The sequence below is a fragment of the Micromonospora taraxaci genome, assembly GCF_007830095.1.
Classification (GTDB): domain Bacteria; phylum Actinomycetota; class Actinomycetes; order Mycobacteriales; family Micromonosporaceae; genus Micromonospora; species Micromonospora taraxaci.
The window spans coordinates 501998-519129 of the sequence record NZ_VIWZ01000002.1 but is presented as its reverse complement, the minus strand read 5'-3'; the positions used below and the strand labels follow the sequence as shown (position 1 = coordinate 519129).

The 17132-nt window shown below is 72.6% G+C and carries 13 protein-coding genes; 8 read left to right on the top strand and 5 right to left on the bottom strand.

Annotation, left to right across the window (positions count from 1 at the left end; all coding sequences use genetic code 11):
• Positions 1-10: 10 nt before the first annotated feature.
• From FHU34_RS31560 to FHU34_RS31535, 6 genes are all read left to right on the top strand, one after another.
• Complete coding sequence (locus FHU34_RS31560) at positions 11-916, top strand: M56 family metallopeptidase (RefSeq protein WP_145786261.1); 906 nt, start codon at positions 11-13, stop codon at positions 914-916.
• 255 nt (positions 917-1171) lie between these two features.
• Positions 1172-2422 (top strand): cytochrome ubiquinol oxidase subunit I, encoded by a 1251-nt coding sequence (locus FHU34_RS31555; RefSeq protein ID WP_145786260.1) that lies wholly within the window; start codon positions 1172-1174, stop codon positions 2420-2422.
• 17 nt (positions 2423-2439) lie between these two features.
• A complete protein-coding gene (locus FHU34_RS31550; protein WP_145786259.1) occupies positions 2440-3447 on the top strand; it encodes a cytochrome d ubiquinol oxidase subunit II in 1008 nt (335 codons plus the stop codon).
• Positions 3444-5120 (top strand): thiol reductant ABC exporter subunit CydD, encoded by a 1677-nt coding sequence (gene cydD, locus FHU34_RS31545; protein WP_145786258.1) that lies wholly within the window; start codon positions 3444-3446, stop codon positions 5118-5120. The genes FHU34_RS31550 and cydD overlap by 4 nt, the downstream gene beginning before the upstream one ends.
• Complete coding sequence (cydC, locus tag FHU34_RS31540; protein WP_145786257.1) at positions 5117-6904, top strand: thiol reductant ABC exporter subunit CydC; 1788 nt, start codon at positions 5117-5119, stop codon at positions 6902-6904. The genes cydD and cydC overlap by 4 nt, the downstream gene beginning before the upstream one ends.
• Before the next feature lie 68 nt (positions 6905-6972).
• Entirely contained in the window at positions 6973-7647 is a 675-nt protein-coding gene (locus FHU34_RS31535) for a permease prefix domain 1-containing protein (RefSeq protein WP_145786256.1), read from the top strand.
• A gap of 22 nt (positions 7648-7669) precedes the next feature.
• Here FHU34_RS31535 and FHU34_RS31530 read toward each other — a convergent pair whose 3' ends face one another.
• Positions 7670-8011: a PadR family transcriptional regulator gene (locus tag FHU34_RS31530; protein WP_145786255.1), complete on the bottom strand. Its 342-nt coding sequence runs from the start codon at positions 8009-8011 to the stop codon at positions 7670-7672.
• A 160-nt stretch (positions 8012-8171) separates the two neighbouring features.
• Here FHU34_RS31530 and FHU34_RS31525 point away from each other — a divergent pair, with 160 nt between their 5' ends.
• A complete protein-coding gene (locus FHU34_RS31525; RefSeq protein WP_145786254.1) occupies positions 8172-9131 on the top strand; it encodes a DNA primase in 960 nt (319 codons plus the stop codon).
• A gap of 39 nt (positions 9132-9170) precedes the next feature.
• Complete coding sequence (locus FHU34_RS31520) at positions 9171-11603, top strand: transposase (protein ID WP_145786253.1); 2433 nt, start codon at positions 9171-9173, stop codon at positions 11601-11603.
• Between the two features lie 234 nt (positions 11604-11837).
• On the opposite strand, the gene FHU34_RS31515 is transcribed toward FHU34_RS31520, so the two are convergent.
• From FHU34_RS31515 to FHU34_RS31500, 4 genes are all read right to left on the bottom strand, one after another.
• Positions 11838-12431, bottom strand: coding sequence for a GTP-binding protein (locus tag FHU34_RS31515; protein ID WP_088986404.1), 594 nt, complete (start codon positions 12429-12431; stop codon positions 11838-11840).
• A gap of 1 nt (position 12432) precedes the next feature.
• Positions 12433-12807 (bottom strand): DUF742 domain-containing protein, encoded by a 375-nt coding sequence (locus tag FHU34_RS31510; protein ID WP_124820399.1) that lies wholly within the window; start codon positions 12805-12807, stop codon positions 12433-12435.
• Between the two features lie 98 nt (positions 12808-12905).
• A complete protein-coding gene (locus tag FHU34_RS31505) occupies positions 12906-13310 on the bottom strand; it encodes a roadblock/LC7 domain-containing protein (protein ID WP_030329023.1) in 405 nt (134 codons plus the stop codon).
• Entirely contained in the window at positions 13307-16909 is a 3603-nt protein-coding gene (locus FHU34_RS31500) for a sensor histidine kinase (RefSeq protein ID WP_145786252.1), read from the bottom strand. The genes FHU34_RS31505 and FHU34_RS31500 overlap by 4 nt, the downstream gene beginning before the upstream one ends.
• Positions 16910-17132 lie beyond the last annotated feature (223 nt).

Genomic DNA, 17132 nt, shown 5'->3' with positions numbered 1-17132 from the left:
GGCGCACGCCGTGGCCTACGCCGTGCACTTCGCCGCGACCATGCTGGCCTGCTATCTGACGGCCCAGGTGCTGGCCCGCTCCACCTGGACGTGGCGCAGCCCCCGGGTGGCGATCATTTGCTGGCAGGCCGTCGGGTTGGCGCTGGGGCTCTCGGCGATGGGCCTGCCCATGGCGCTCGGGCTGAGCGGGTACGGCCTGCCGACCGGGAGCGCACTGCTCGCCCTGGCCGACGACCTCGCCCACGGCACGCTGCCGGTCGGGCTGGGCACCTTCCACCTCGCTGGCGTCGGGGTCGGTTTCGGCATCGGCGCGGTCCTGGTCACCACGACCGTGCGCAGCATCCACGGCACCGTACGCGCCCAGCGCCGCCATCGGGACCTGCTCTCGCTGGTGGCCCGGGACGACCCGGCCGCGCCCGGCGCGCTCGTGCTGGACCATCCGAGCGCTGCCGCGTACTGCCTGCCCGGCGTACGGCCGCAGGTCGTCGTCAGCGCCGGCACCCTGAGTCTGCTGGACCGCGCCGAGCTGGCTGCTGTGCTGAGCCACGAGCGCGCACACGCCCACGAGCGGCACGATCTGGTGCTGTTGCCGTTCACCGCGCTGTGCCGGGCGTTGCCCTGGTTCGGCTGGGTCCGCGACGCCCACGAGCGGGTCGCCCTGCTGGTCGAGATGCGCGCCGACGACAAGGCCCGTGAGCTGCATGCGGATGCGCCGCTGGCGGGAGCGCTACGCCGGTTCGCCGCGGCCGGTCACCGGGTCACCCCGGCCGGGGCGCTGGGTGTGGGCGACCGGGATCTCGACGTACGGGTGCAGCGCCTGCTGGTCAGCGACCGCCCGCCCCGGGTGCTCGGCGCCACCGCCCTGGCGGTGGCCAGCACGCTGGTCGCCCTCCCGATCACCCTGTTCCTGTCCTGAACTGACCCGAGTGCCCCCACGCGGGGTCGCCTGGCCCCAGCCCGGCGCGCTGCCCCCCGCGCAGCAACGCCGCGACCTCGCGCCCGCCTGCTGATCTCAAGATCGCGCTCGCTCGGATCGAGCGCGATCTTCCCGCCCCACAACTACTACGGCGTGTCGTAGACTTATCTACGACACGCCGTAGTAGACAGACATGTAGCGAAGCTACGTGTAGGGTGGCTACGACAAGGGAGCCAACACTACGGAGAGCCGGCCATGGACACCCTGCTCCTCGCCCGCCTGCAGTTCGCCACCACCACCTCGATCCACTTCCTCTTCGTGGTCGTCACGCTCGGGCTGGTCACCCTGCTGGTCGCGATGCAGACCGCCTGGGTGCTCACCGGCAACCCGAAGTGGGAGCGGCTGACCCGCTACTGGGGTCAGCTCTACGTGATCAACTACGTGCTCGGCATCGCCACCGGCATCGTGATGGAGTTCCAGTTCGGGTTGAACTGGAGTGGTCTGTCGCGCTACGTCGGCAACGTCTTCGGGGCGCCACTGGCCATCGAGACCCTTGTGGCGTTCTTCCTCGAATCCACGTTCCTCGGGATGTGGATCTTCGGCTGGCACCGGCTCGGCAAAGGCGTCCACCTCGCGCTGCTCTGGGGCGTGGCGATCACCGCGTACGCCTCGGCTTTCTGGATCATGGTGGCCAACTCGTGGCTGCAGAACCCGGTCGGCTACGAGGTACGCGACGGCATCGCCCACCTCACCGACTTCGGCGCGCTGCTCACCAACCCCAGCCTCGGCATGGCGTTCGGGCACGTGGTCTCGGCCGCGTTGCTGGTCGGCGGCATGCTGATGGCGGCGGTCAGCGCCTGGCACCTGATCCGGCGCACTCCCGACTTCGCGCTATTCCGCACCTCGCTGCGCATCGGCGTGGTCACCTCGGCGTTCGCGATCACCATGGTGCAGGGCTTCGGCTTCGCCCAGTTCGGCCCGGTCGGTGCGGTGCAGCCCACGAAGTTCGGCCAGGGCCCGGAGGGCCAGGCGTTGATCGCCGAGTGGACCACCCGCTTCGGCCCTGGCGACTACACGCCGCCGGTGCTGGCCAACGTCGGGCTGGGCTTCATGATCCTGATCGGCTTCACCCTCGGCTGCGTGTGGTTCCTGCTCCCCCTGCTCTTCCGCGACTGGATCATCCGGCTGCGCTTCCCACTCTGGCTGATCCTGCTCGCCCTGCCGCTGCCGTTCGTCGCGGTGATCCTCGGCTGGATCGCCCGGGAGGTGGGCCGCCAGCCCTGGGTGGCGTACGGGCTGCTCCCCACCGAGCAGGCCGTCTCACCGGTCGGCGCGCCGGTGATGCTCACCTCGCTGATCGGGTTCAGCCTGCTGCTCGGCACCCTCGCCGTCACCAACTGGGTGCTGCTCGCCCGGCACGCCGCCCGGGGCGCGGCCGACCCGGCGCTCGGCCGCCCACCCTCGCCCCCGCACGAGTCGGCCCACCCCGAACCCGCCCTCGTCTGAGCACCTGAGGAGACATCGTGGACCTCGCCTGGTACGCCCTGCTCGGCCTCTTCTTCGCCGGCTACCTGGTGCTCGCCGGTTACGACTACGGCGTCGGGCTGTTGCTCGCCCGCGGCGGCGGCGCGGCGCGGCGGCGGGAGGCGCTCACCGCTCTCGGCCCGTTCTTCCTCGGCAACGAGGTCTGGCTGGTGGCCGCCGTGGGCATCCTCTTCGGCGCGTTCCCGATGCTGGAGGGCGAGTTGCTCTCCGGCTGCTATCCGGCCGTCGTCGGCGCCCTGGTCGGCGTCATCCTGGTCACCGTCGGTGTGCAGCTGCGCAGCCGACCCGACGACGAACGGATCCGCGCGCGCTGGGACCGCGTCGTGCTGGTCGGCAGCGCGCTCGCCGCACTGGGCTGGGGTGTGGTGCTCGCCGCGTTGTTGCAGGGCGTCCCCCGGCAGGCCGACGGGCACGTCGCCGGGGTGTCGCACCTGGCCACCCCGTTCGCCGCAGCCGTCGGGCTGACCATCGTCGCGCTGGTCGCGGTGCACGGGGCGACGTTCCTCGCCCTACGCCTGCCGGCCGAGGCCGCCGCCGTGGTCGGCCGCACAGCCCGCCGACTGGTGCCGGTGGCGCTCACCGCGGTCGCCCTGGCCACCGTCGTGGGCCTGCTCTCCGCCCGGGTACGCGACGCGGTCCAGCGGCCGGCGGTGGCCGTACTCCTGCCGGTGCTGCTCGTGGCGGCGCTGCTGGCGGCCCGCGCGGCGCTGGCGCGGCGACGGCCGGGGTGGGCTCTTGCCGCCACCGGCGCGGCCCTGGCGCTGCCGGTGGTGCTGGTCGGCGCTGCTCTCTGGCCCTACGTGCTGGTGTCCACGACCGACCCTGGCGCCTCACTGACCGTCGCCGACGCGGCCGCGAGCGCACCGACGCTACGGCTGCTCGGCTGGGTGGCGCTGCCGCTCCTTCCGGCCCTACTAGGCTTCCAGGCGATGTGCTGGTGGGTTTTCCGAGGACGGACCGACGGTAGGGCACCGGTGTACTGGTGAAGCGCCGTCCGTTCGACCCGCGTCTGCTGCGCCGGGTCCCTGCGGCCCGGCGCGACCTTGCCGTGCTCGCGCTCCTGGGTGTGCTCGCCGCCGGGTTGATCGTGGTGCAGGCCACCGCCCTCGCGGCGGTGCTGGCCACCGCCTTCGACGGTCGACTCGACCGGCCGGCGTTGAGCGCCTTCGTGATCGCTGTCGCCGCCCGCTCCGCGCTGGTCTGGGCTCAGGGCACGGTCTCGGCGCGGGTCGCCGCCACGGTCAAGGCCACGCTGCGGGCCGACCTGCTCGGCGCTGTCGGCCGGCACGGGCCCGGCTGGGTGGCCGGGCAGCGGGCCGGTCAGGTCGCCACCCTGGCCGGGCGCGGTCTGGACGCGTTGGACGCGTACTTCACGGGATATCTGCCACAGCTGGTGCTCAGCGTGACGGTGCCGGTGGCCGTGCTGGCCCGGGTCGTCTTCGCCGACTGGAGCTCGGCGGTGATCATCGCGCTGACCCTGCCGCTGATCCCGGTCTTCGGCGCGCTGCTGGGCTGGCAGGCACAGGCCGCCACCGAACGGCAGTGGCGGCGGCTCTCGTTGCTCGGCGGGCACTTCCTGGACATGGTCGCCGGGCTGCCCACGCTGCGGGCGTTCGGGCGGGCCCGGGCTCAGACCGACGTGGTACGCCGGATGGCCGACGGCCATCGGGTCGCCACCATGAAGACGCTGCGGATCGCGTTCCTCTCCGCGTTGGTGCTGGAACTGGTCGCCACCCTCTCGGTGGCACTGGTCGCGGTGCCGGTCGGCATCCGGCTGCTCGGCGGCGGGCTGGCCCTGCAGACCGCGCTGCTGGTGCTCCTGCTCACCCCGGAGGCGTACCTGCCGCTGCGCGCCGCCGGCAGCCGCTTCCACGCCAGCATGGAGGGCCTCGCCGCGCTGGACGAGGCGCTGACCGTCTCGGCCGCGCCCGTCGCGCCGCGGGCCGCCGAGGGCGCCGCAGTTCCGGACGCCCGGCGGGAGATCCGGTTCGAGGGGGTGACAGTGGCGTACGAGCGGACCACCGCGCTACGCGACGTCACACTGACCATCCGGGCCGGCGAACGGATCGCCGTCATCGGCCCCAGCGGCGCCGGCAAGAGCACCCTGCTCGGCCTGCTGCTCGGCTTCGTGACCCCGACCAGTGGCCGGATCACCGTGGGCGGGGTCGACCTCGCCACCGCCGACCCGGACGCGTGGCGTCGGCAGCTCGCCTGGGTGCCGCAGCGGGCGCATCTGTTCGCCGCCTCGCTGGCCGACAACATCCGGCTCGGCGCACCGGACACCCCGCCCGACGCACTCGCCACCGCGGTGCGCGACGCCGCCCTGGACGACGTCGAGGCCGGCCTACCGGACGGCCTGGACACTCTGCTCGGCGAACGCGGTCACGGGCTGTCCAGCGGGCAACGTCAGCGGGTGGCGCTGGCCCGGGCCTTTCTGCGGAACGCCCCGGTGGTGCTCCTCGACGAACCCACCGCCCGCCTGGACACGGCGGCCGAGGCGGTGGTGCTCGACGCCACCCGCCGTCTGGTCGCCGGACGGACCGCGCTGCTGGTGGCACACCGGCCGGCACTGCTCGCCGACGCCGACCGGATCCTGCGCGTCGAGGATGGTCGGGTCACCGAGTTGACGCCCGAACCGACCGGAAAGGCCACCCGATGACCGGGGAACACGCGCCGGCGGTGGCCGACGCGACACCGGCCGGGCGGGCCGCCGCCGAGCGGGCCGTGCTGCGACTGGCCCGCCCCTATCTTGGTCGCCTGGTCGGCGCCGGGCTGCTCGCCGCCGCCACCGAGTTCGCCGGGCTCGCCCTGATGGCCACTGCCACGTGGCTGTTGATGAGCGCCGCCGGCCAGCCTCCACTGGACCGGCTCACCGTGGCGATCGTCGCGGTACGGGCGCTGGCGATCGGCCGTGGTGTGTTCCGCTACACCGAACGGCTCGCCGGGCACGACGCGGTGCTCCGCATGATCACCGACGTCCGGGCCCGGGTCTTCGCCACTCTCGCGGCCCGCCGCGACGCCGCGCACCGCTCGGGGGACGTGCTGAGTCGGCTGGTCTCCGACGTCGAGGCCGTCCAGGACCTGCTGCTGCGAGTGCTGGTACCCGGTTCGGCAGCGGCCCTGGTCGGTGTGCTGGCGGTGGCCGGGGCGGCGCTGATCTCACCGCCCGCCGCCGGGGCGCTCGCCATCGGGGTGCTGGTGGCCGGTGTGGCGCTGCCCGCACTGGCCACCGCTGTCACCCGCCGCAGCGCGGCCCAGGTGGCGCCCCTGCGCGGTGCACTGGCCACCGACGCGATCGACCTCACCCACGGCGCTGCCGACCTGGCCGCGTTCGGAGCGACCGAGGTCGCATTGCGCGCCGCCGAGCAGCGCGCCAACCAACTGGCCCGGTTGGAACGGCGGCTGGCCGCCACCGGGTTCGCGGTGGACGCGGCCGGGGTGCTGACCGCCGGGCTGACCGCTGCGGCCGTGGTGCTGGCCGCGCTGGCCGCCGACGTGTCGGGGGTGCTGGTGGGTGTCCTGGCCGTCGGCGCGCTGGCCGCCGTCGAGGTGACACTCGCCCTTGTCTCGGCAGCGCGGCAGTGGACGCAGTTGCGGCCCGGCCTGGCCCGGGTGGCGGTCCTGCTGGATGCCGGCACGCCGACTCCCCCATCCACCGACGCGACGACCGACCTGGCCGGTCCACACGAGCTGCGCTTCGTCGACGTGACAGTGCGGTACCGGGTCGGCGCGGCACCCGCCCTGGACGGTGTCAGCCTGGACCTGCCCGCCGGGCGGAGGATCGCTGTGGTCGGCCCGAGCGGCGCTGGCAAGAGCACCCTGGCAGCTGTACTGACCGGCACCGTCCGGCCCGTGTCCGGCCGCATCACCCTCGACGGTCAGGACCTCTCGGCGTACGCCGAGGAGGCACTGCCCCGGGCGGTCGGCGGCCTGCTGGCCGAGGCGTACGTCTTCCACGCCACGGTTCGGGAGAACCTGCTGCTCGGGCGGGCCGGTGCGGACGAGGACGAGCTGACGGCGGCCACCGCCGCAGCCGGACTGCTGGAGTGGGTACGCGCCCAGCCGGCGGGCTGGGACACGCTGGTCGGCGAGGAGGGCGGGCAGCTCTCCGGCGGCCAGCGGCAGCGCCTGGCGCTCGCCCGGGCCCTGCTCGCCGCGCCACCGGTGCTGGTCCTCGACGAACCCACCGAAGGATTGGATCCGGCGGCGGCGGACGCGGTGCTGGCGTCCGCTCTGGCCGCCACGCCCGCCGCGCACTCGGTGCTGCTGATCACCCATCGGCTCAGCGGGCTGGCCGAGCTGGACGAGATCGTCGTCCTCGACGGTGGTCGGGTGATCCAGCGCGGACGGCACGCCGACCTGGTCGCCGTCCAGGGCTGGTACCGGGACCAGTGGATGCTCCAGGCCGCTGCCGAACGGGGTTACCTGGCGCTCGCGCCCTGACCCGGCTCCGGGACGGACCAGGGTTCTCCCCGACGTCGGGCGTCGGGATTCCGTGGCAGGGTGGTGCCATGCCGCACCGTGAGGACGTGTTGGTCGACGAGCACCTGCGGGAGTTCGCCGCCCGGTTGCAGGGGCCGGCGCGGCTCAAGTCCGACCTGTTGACCGAGGCCCGGCACGGGTTGCTGGACGCCGTGGAGGCGTACCGCGAAAGTGGGCTGCCGCCCACCGAGGCGCAGCGCCGGGCCGTGGTCGAGTTCGGCTCACCGGCGCAGCTCCTCGCCTCCTGGCAGGCGGAGCTGGCGGCGGGCGCGCTGCGCGGGTTGTCCCTGCGGATGCTGGCGATCGCCGGGGTGGGGATGGTCGCCGGCGACCTGACCTGGAAAGGGTCGAGCTGGAGCGACGGCCCACGCCCCCCGGCCGGCTATCTGCTGCTGTCCAATTCGGTCGACTGGATCTGGGCGGGTGCGCTGCTGCTCGCGGTGGCCGGCCTGCTGGTGGTCGCGGCCAGCGCCCGTTCGCCACGGCCGGGCCTGGCCCGGTTGCAGCGAGCGGTGGGCGCCGGCCTGACCGGGATCCTGGCGCTGTCCATCCTCGCCGGGTGCGCCCTCTTCGGCTGGTCGGTCAACCTCTGGGACGCCGCACTGCACTGGCCCCCGATGATCATCGGGGCGGTGCTGGTCGGCGGTGCCTACTTCTCGCTGACCCGTGCGGTGCGCGGTTGGCTGCTGGCCGTCGCCCGCTGAGCCAACGCCCGCCCGGTGGGGATCAGGCCGGGGTCGTGGGTGGGCTGCCCGGGTCCAGGAACCGGCCGACGGTCAGCTGGAAGTCGTGCCAACCGGCGCGTTCCCCGGCCAGCGCCCGCCGGCCGGAGTCGGTGAGCTCGTACGTCCGCCGCTCCCGGCCGTTGACGGTGCTCCAGGTGCTCGCCACGTGCCCGGCGCGCTCCAGGCGACGCAACGCCGGGTAGATGGTGCCGGTGGGCAGATCGAGGCTGCCGTCACTGCGCTCGCGTAGGGCCTCGATGATGGCGTAGCCGTGCAGCGCGCCCTGTTCGAGAACGGCGAGCAGCAGAGCGTCGAGGTGGCCGTGCAACGCCTGGGCCTTCATGCGTAGCTACGCTACTTGTCGAACGGTCGGTTCGCCAGCGCCCGTCACCAGCAGGCCGAATCCGTGCGCCAAGCGGCCACCGGGGTGCGGGCACCGGTCACCCAGGTCCGCCGACTAGGGTATGTGCCCAGAGTCACTCGTCGGTCAGAGACCCCGGCGGGTGGGCAACCCGAAGCACACGGAGGTCAGCGTGGCCCGCCAGTCGCCCCAACGGCCCGACGCCGACGAGCCCGAGCTCGACGACACCACCGGCGCGGCCCAGCCAGACGAGATCGAGGAGATCGACCGCCCAGCGGGCCCGGTCGACCGTGCGCTCTGGGACGAGCTGCGCATCGATCCCGTGGAGATCGCCCTCCCCGCCGGCACCGGCTTCACACTGCGGGCGTACCGGCCGGCCAGCTCGCTGACCCCGACCGACGTGGCCGAGCGCGACCTGGACGACCCGTTCCTCGCCCGCCGTCAGGTGATCGAGGAGGAAGAGGACGACGAGACCGTCGTCATCCTCGACGAGGAGCTGGCCGAGGAGTTCGCCGACAGCGACGAGGACGACTCGAAGCGACGCCGCGACGGGGCCGCCGAAACCGCGGCCGAGGACGAGGACGAGGACGAGGACGTCGCCGACGAGGCGGACGACGAGGAGGTGCCGGTCTTCCTCAGCAACAAGGGCAAGTTGCTGCTGTTCAAGACCCCCGAGTCGTTGGTCAGTTTCATCCGGTCCGGTGCTCCCAACGATCTGTCCCAACTGGACAGCTGGAATGAATTGTCCGAACGGGTGGAGCCGGCAGATATCGTGCCGCTCGACGAGGACACCTACGAGCTCGACCTCGTCGTGGAGAACCTGCGCGGCGGGCACGACACCTGGGATTCGACCCTGCTGATCGAGGCCGGCGAGGTCGCTCGTGACCTTTCGTACGCATTGCGGCTGCCTGCGGTGCTCGACATGCTCTCCGCCGGCTCCAGTCTCGACGACCTGGACGAGGCGCTGCGGGCCACCGCCAACGGCGGCATCGGCGCTTTCATGGGTCGGCGGCGGCTGAAGAAGATCGGTGCGCAGACCGCGAGTTTGGGTTGGCGCACCATTGTCGGCAAGATCTCTGCGGTGGTGGACTGGCGCGACTGACCCGTACCGGGGAGCATCAGTTGCTGGCAGAGGAAAGACCTGTCCCGGGAGGAGGACGACGCCGTGGCGCTCGTGCGCGTTTACTGCGGTCTGGCCTCGGCGGATCCGGCTGACCGACCGGCCTCCGCCGGCTCGACGCTGACGTCCGCTGTGGTCGATGACGCAGGCCGTCTGCTGCATGTCAGCGAGATCAGCGACGACGCCGCTGGCTACGCCCAGCTCGTCGCGCTGCTCGTGGAGCGGTCGGGCGGGCCGAGCGGAGCGGCCATCGCCGCCGACAGCGACGACCACACGGTCATCTCGCTGTTGAGCGCGGCGGGTCGACCCCTGGCGATCGCCGACGACGACTCGGTGGACGACTTCGCCGAGCGGTTCGCCGACGACGACTCCCTTGAGGAGATGCAGTCGCCTCCGGCCGAACGACGGGCCGTCGGCCTGGCCCGCGCGTTGCAGGCCGGCGCGCTGTCGGCGGTCACCCTGCCGGCACCCCGGGATCTGGCCGGCTACAAGCAGGTGCTCTCCGCGCACGCGGCGCTGGCCACTGGTCGACACTCGGCCGCCGTCGCGCTGCGCGAGGTCCTTCGTGAGCTCTACCCGGCGGCCTTGCGGGCGTACCCGGACCCGGCCGAGCCGGTCTCTCTCGCGGTGCTCGACGCGCTGCCCGAGCCGGGCATGCTCGGCGGCACCGTGGCCCGTGGTCGCGAGGTGTCGGTAGCGGCCGACGCCATCGCCGCGCATCTGGCCGCCGACGGGGTCGCCGACGCCGACGAGATCAACGAGGCGGTCACCGCCCTGCGGGTCGCCATCTCCGAAACGCCCCGGCGCGCCGCGGTCAACCGGGCGCTCACCTCAGCGGTGGCCGAGACTGTCCGGCAGGCCGTCGCCTCCGTACGGGCCTGCGACGCGGGGTGTGAAGCCCTGGTCAGTGCCCTCGGTTCACGGGTCACCGCGCCCGCCCAGGCGCCCGGCCGCCGCGCCGCCGCCCGCCGTGGCGAGTCGGTCGGCGAACTGACCGGGATGACCGCCACCGGTGCAGGGCTGCGCCCGGTCCGTCCCACCCCGCCCGCCGAGCCCGCACCGGCCGTCGGGCGCCGCAGCCGCCCCGAGCCGATCCCCGGCAACGCTCCGATGGCGTCGCCCCGCCCACTCGGGCCGCCCCCGACGGCACCGGCACCGGTCACGCCGCCGCCTGTCGCACCCGCACCGATGGCACCGGCCGCGATGGCCAAGCCCCCGGCGTCCACACTTCCGCACCGCACCACCGAGCCGGCGCCCAGCCGGATCGACGGTCCGACCAACCGACCGGTCTCCTCGCCGCCACCCCCGCCGCCCGGGATCACCCCGATCGCCCCCACGCAGCGCGGCACGGTGCCTCCGGCCGAGGCCGGCGAGCCGTTCCGGCCGACGCTGACCACCGCCGCCATCAACAATGCGCGGGCCGAACGGCAGCGTACGGTCATCCCGCCCCGTCCGAAGACCAACGGCGAACGGTCGAGCCACCTGCAACGCCCGGTCGACGAGCCGCCCACGGGCGGGTTCAGCGCCACCGACCTCAGCATTCCGGTGCCGACCCCGCGGCCCGGTCAGGACACTGCGCCCCCGGGGTCCCGGGCCAACTGGCCGCTGGTCAACAACCCGGAGGACCCGGCCGACAGTTCGCCGAACAACCCGGTGGCCTACCCGTACGGCGGTGGGCGCGGCATCGACGCCCCCACCGACCCGGGTCGGGCGGACGGTCGGGTCACGCCGCCCTGGTTGGCCGACGACCTACCCCAGGAGCCGCCCATGCTGCGGCTGGTGGAGCCACCGCCGCTGGCCGACCGGGCGCTCCGGGAAGGGCTCAACCCGCCCACGGAGCCGCACCTGGAGACGCCGCCGTTGCGATTGGTCGACCGGGAGCAGGCTGCTCGCGGCGGTCGAGCGGCTGCTCGAACCGACCGTGCCGCCGAGCACCGGCCGCTGCCCCCGATGGAGCACCGGCCACCGCCCGTGGAGCACCGGCCACCGCCGGTCGAGCACCGGCCACCGCCGGTCGCCGACGAGGGCGACGGCGACCTGCTGATCTTCGCGCAGGCCAAGTCGGCCTGGTTCGTCGGCCAGGCCGAGGAGTCCGATCTGGACTGGTCGACCACTGCCGACACCGGCTGGCAGGCCGCAGAACAGGCCGCCCGTCCCGCGGTGGGCGCCGAGACCAACGCCGGGCTGCCGAAGCGTGTGCCTCAGGCCAATCTGGTCCCGGGTTCCCCGCTGCGTGAGGAGCGTCCATTGCGGATAGTGCGCGATGCGGCAAGTCTCGCGGAGAACACCACCGGCTACTTCCGTGGCTGGCGTCGTGGCCAGGAGATCGGCGGTTTCGCGGTGGGCGGTCGGCCCGGTCGTGAGGCGGCCGGCGGCTGGGACTTCAGCCGTGACCACGGGGACCGTGACGACGACCGGGAGTACGAGTACCGCTCCGCCGGTTACCAGTCCTGACCCTCTCTACACACGACAGCGCCCCCGGTCAGTCGACCGGGGGCGCTGTCGCATGTGTGGTGGGGGGCAAGGAGTCCAGGACGCGGCAACGCCGCCTCCTGAGGAGCCCTGGAGAGCTATCGGCCACAGGGTGCCGGGGCCGACAGCTCCAAGGCTCTCTGGAAGCGGCGAAGGGCGCGCAGAGTGCCGCGCCCGGTGGGGGCCGGAGCCACCACCGGGCGTGTTGCGTCCCGATCAGGCCGGGGCGACGGCGCGCGTACGGCGCATGGTGAGCACGTACTCGACCAGCGAGATCAGCACGTGCTTCGTCGACTCCCGGTTACGGGCGTCACAGGCCACCACCGGCACGTCGCTGGAGATCGCCAAGGCGTCCCGAACGTCCTGCGGGTCGTGGTACTGCATCCCGTCGAAGCAGTTGATCGCCACCAGGTACGGGAGGCGTCGGTGCTCGAAGAAGTCGATCGCGGCGAAGCAGTCGGCCAGCCGGCGAGTATCCACCAGCACGACCGCGCCGATCGCGCCCCGAACCAGTTCGTCCCACATGAACCAGAATCGGGTCTGACCCGGCGTACCGAAGAGGTACAGGATCAGGTCACGGTCGATCGAGATCCGGCCGAAGTCCATGGCCACCGTGGTCGTCGACTTGCCCGGCACCTGCCGGGTGTCGTCGACGCCCACGCCAGCCGAGGTCATGATGGCCTCGGTGGTCAGCGGCGTGATCTCCGAGACCGAGCCGACCAGCGTCGTCTTACCGACGCCGAATCCACCGGCGATAACGATCTTCGCCGACGTCACGCGGCCGCCCGGGTTCGGCGGGCGGTGCGACATGTCAGAGCCTGCGAAGTCCACTCAGCACCCTCTCCAGCAGTTCAGTGCCCACCGCGTCGTCGGAGTCGTCCAGGATGGTCGGCTCGTGGACCGCGACCAGGCCGTCCGTCGCCATGTCGGCGATGAGCACCCGGGCCACACCGAGCGGGAGCTGCATCCGCGCCGCGATCTCCGCGAGCGATTGCACGCGTCCGTCACACAGCGCGGCGATGTACTGGTGTTCGCGGCCACCACCGTTGCCATTGGCAGCGGTACGGCCGCGCACCGTCGTCTCGACGAGCGCCTCCAGCGCGATGTCGAGCCGGGGACGGGTGCGACCACGGGTCACGGCGTATGGACGGACCAACGCTCCGGTTGGTTCGTCACGATCGGCCATCTCGCCGCTCACCTCCTTCGCACCCGTTACCGGCTCCCACCGGTGAAACCCGTCGTTGTCGTTGTTGAAGTCGTGCCGACCTCACGATCGGCGAGACGTCAGCCCAGCATGCCCGCAGCCGCACGCGGCTGCGGGGTCAGCGCGTCGCCCACCCGGTCGACCAGCAGCGCCATCTCGTAGCCGACCTGGCCCACGTCGGAGCTGCGAGCAGCCAGCACGGCGAAGGACGAGCCATCCGAGATGGACATCAGGAACAGGAAGCCATTGTCCATCTCCACGACGGTCTGCAACACCGCGCCTCCCTCGAAGCAGCGTGCTGCCCCCTGGGTCAGACTGACCAGACCCGACGAGATCGCGGCGAGCTGGTCTGCCCGGTCGCGCGGCAGATCCCGTGACGACGCCAGGAGAAGGCCGTCCGCCGATACGGCGACCGCATGCGCGACACCGGGCACCCGGTCGGCGAAGTTGGCCAGCAGCCAACCAAGATCCTGCGTAGTTGTCATCCTTCTTGCTCCTTCTGCCCGCTCCCGGCCACCGGGCCTGAGCCAGACTGCGAGGATTGCCCACCCGAAGTTGCCTCCGGGCTGGTCGGGTTGTCCGAGGTGCTACGCCCTCGCTGCACGCCCCGGTGGTAGGCGGAGAGCAGGCCACGAACCGCCTCCGGGGAGCGCCGCTGGACCGAGGTGGTGGGCTTCTCCACCGCACCAGGTACCAGCTGCGCCATCGGCTTGCGCTTCGGCAGACCGGTCGTGGTGGTCTCGCTCACCGGCACCGTGTCAGCCGCCGCCGAGGCAGCACGCCAGCCGTCGTCGGCCGCGGTCTGCCAACCGTTGGTCTGCGGCTGGGGCCGGCGGTTCGGCAGGCTCTCAGCGAGGCTGGGGCGACCGCCCTCGTTCGCTGTGGAGCCGTTGCCCCGCGGCGCTCCTCCGGCCGTCGGAGTGTCTGCCATCGGTGTGTTACCTGTCGTCCCGGGTGGTGTCTTGTGGACTGCCTGACCGGTGGCCTCGACGGTGGCGAACTGCTGGGTCGCGTTGTCGCCGTTCGTCGCCGGCTTGGCGCCGGCGGCGCCCTCCTCCGAACCCGGGCGGCGGGTACGGAACCAGGCCGACTCGAGCTCCCGGAAGATCGGCAGCTCCATCGTCTCGTCCGCGTACCGCTGGCGGTTCTGCGCCTGCGGTTGCTGCGGAGCCGGCCGACTCTGCGGAGCTGGAGCCGGAGCCGGACGCTGAGCCGGAGCCGGAGGCTGGGCGGCTGCGGCGGACGGCTGTTCGCCGGGTCGCGGCACGCGCGGCAGCTCGGTGGTCATGTCCAGGGCGGCGGCGAGCCGCTCGGGCACCGGCGGGGTGGCCGCGTCCCGGTCCCCGTTCGGCACCGGAGGCCAGGCCGGCGGTGCCGGAGCACCGGCCGCGGGCGCGGGCGGGGCCGACCGGGGCGTGAACCCGCTGAACGACTGACCGGAGGCCGGCGGCGCCGAGTACGGCTGACCCGAGTACGGCTGACCGGACGCCGGCGACGCCGACACGGGCGAGGCGGACACCGGCGGACCGGCGTACGGCTGGCCGGAGGCCGGGGCCGCGGACACCGGCTGACCGGAGTACGGAGCTCCCGAGTAGGGCTGGCCGGAGTACGGCTGACCGGAGGCCGGCGAGGCGGAGACCGGCGCGCCGGAGTAGGGCTGCGCGGAAACCGGGGGCGCCGAGTACGGCTGCGTCTCAGGGCTGCTCGGCAACTGTCGAGGAATGGACGGCTGCTGGCCGGTGCTCGGCCCGTCGTCCCCGGCGCGACGCTGCGGCAGCGGGTCGATGCCCTGGCCGTTGGCGGGCCGCGGGGTGAACCCGTCGCCACCGTTGACGCCGTTCGCACCGGCAGCGCCGGTCAGGTCGGACCACGCCGGCATCGAGCGGTAGCCGCCGGCGTTGGCCGGGGTGCCGGATCCGTTGCGCGAGGCGGGCTCGAACGGACGACCGCCGAGGGTGACCTGGTTGCCGGACTCGCTCGGACGGGGGCCGTTGCCCAACGCCGGCAGCGCGCCGAAGACCGGTGCGGGCCCGTTCTGCTGAGGGCCGCCGGCGGCGGGGAGAGCCGGAGGCTGCTGCACCCGACCGGAGAGCGCCCGGGGCACCAGCACCGAGGTGGGCAGGGTGACGTCCGCGACGGTGCCACGGTCGGAGCCGGGGCGCAGCTCGACCCGGACGCCGTGCCGGGAGGCCAGCCGGGCGACCACGACCAGGCCCATCATCCGGGAGACGGCCACGTCCACCTGCGGCGGCGTCGCGAGCCGCTCGTTGAGGTCGTGCAGCTGGTCGGCGCTGATGCCGATGCCGCGGTCCTCGACGTAGAGCGAGGCGCGGTCGCCGACCCGGCGGGCCTCGACCATCACCTGCGAGTCGGGCGGAGAGAACGCGGTGGCGTTGTCGAACAGCTCGGCGACGAGGTGCACCAGGTCGTTGACCGCGTGTGCGGCGACCTCGATGTCACGGTCGATGACGCCGAACTCGATCCGGGTGTAGTGCTCGACCTCGGACTGCGCGGCGCGCAGCACGTCGATGAGCGCGGCCGGCTCCCGCTGCACGCGGGTGGAGTCGGCACCGGCGAGCACCAGCAGGTTTTCGTCGTTGCGGCGCATTCGGGTGGCCAGGTGGTCGAGCTGGAACAGCTCGGCCAGACGGTCCGGGTCTTCCTCGCCGCGCTCCAGCCGGTCGAGGTGCCCGATGAGGCGGTCGACCAGGATCTGTGAACGGCGGGCCAGGTTGACGAACATGGTCGCGACGGAGGCGCGCAGTGCCGCCTGCTCGGCGGCCGTGCGGACGGCTTCCAGGTGGACGGCGTTGAACGCCTCGGTCACCTGGCCGAACTCGTCACGGCTGCGGACCGGCAGCGGCTCGGCGATCTGGTTCGCCAACTGCACCGGGGTGAGCTGCCCGACGACCTGCGGGTCACGCAGTCGGGCAACCGCCTGCGGTAGGCCGTACTGGGCGACGGAGAGGGCACCTTGCCGCAGTTCGCGGAGCGAACGGGCCATGGACCGGGCGACCAGGTACGCGAAGAGGATGGCCAGCAGCAGCATGCTGAGCAGCAGGCCGGTCTCCAGGAAGACCTGGCGCTGGACGTCCGAGCGGAGGGCGTCGGCTTCCTTGACCACTTCGCTGTCGAGCTGCGTCTCGACGGTGCGGACCAGCTTCGCGTTGGCCGTCATGGCGGCTTCCCACTGGTCCGGGCCGAACGGCGCGCGACTCATGTCGCCGGTGGTGTTGCCGTCGATCCAGCCGGTGTAGTTCTGTGCCTGCCGACGGTCGCCGCCGGCGACGGTCTGGTCGTGGAACTTCGCGTCGTCCGGGGTGGCGACGGCCTTGAAGCTCTGCAGCGCCTGTTGCTGGCCGGTGCCACTGGCGATGTAGTCGGTGCGCAGCGCCGGCGTCAGGCGCTTTCCACCCTTGACGCCCAGCGCGCGGTGCACCACGACCCGGCGTACGGCGAGGAACTCCTTCTCCCGGGCGACCGCCGCGGCGGCGCGCATCCGGTCGCTCAGGTCGTTGTCACCGGCGAGCTGCGTGGCCGAGTCACGGATGGCGAGCAGGTCGCTGATCAGGCCCTCGTACGCCTGCACGGTCTCGGTGAGCGCGAGCTTGCCGTTGAACACCTGGCTGCGGACGCCCGACAGGTCCTGCAGGTTCTGGTCGATGCCGTCGAGCAGACCATCCAGGCTGCTCGGCAGGTCCTCGATGTCGGCCCGCTGCTGCCGGTAGGGGATCGCGTCCTGGTCGACCCGGGAGTTCACCCGGTTGTAGGCCTCCTGGTACTGGGCCGTCGGCTGCGTCCCGTCGGCGCCCAGCAGCAGCACGGCGGCGGTCCGCTCGTCCTGCAGGCTGTCGACCAGGTCACCTGAATAGCTCGACAGGTTCGCCAGGTCGCCGGCCCGGTTGGCATTGTTGAGCGTCTCCACGTGGTCGACCAGACCACTGGTGCCCACCACGACCGTGGCGATGGTCGGCACGATCATGATTAGACCGAGCTTGGACCAGATCGGCATGTCCCCGAGCCGGCTGGCCGGCTGGCGCAGCCGCGACAGGAGGGAGCCCGCCATCTTTGGCCGTTTGCTCACAACACCGCCCTCGCGATTACAGCTTCAACGCGTTGCCTCGGGCAACGCCCAGCGACCGACCCGGCGGGTCGGACCCCCGAGATTCCATCACGCCGGTCGGCAAGAAGAAAGCCCAGGTTGTCCCCGACCGAAGGTGTGATGAGATGTTGATGCGATTTGATAGCAGTCCGTCTGGCCGGAGTAACTGAAGGTAATGGAACATCCGCACCGCGTTGTCCTGCTC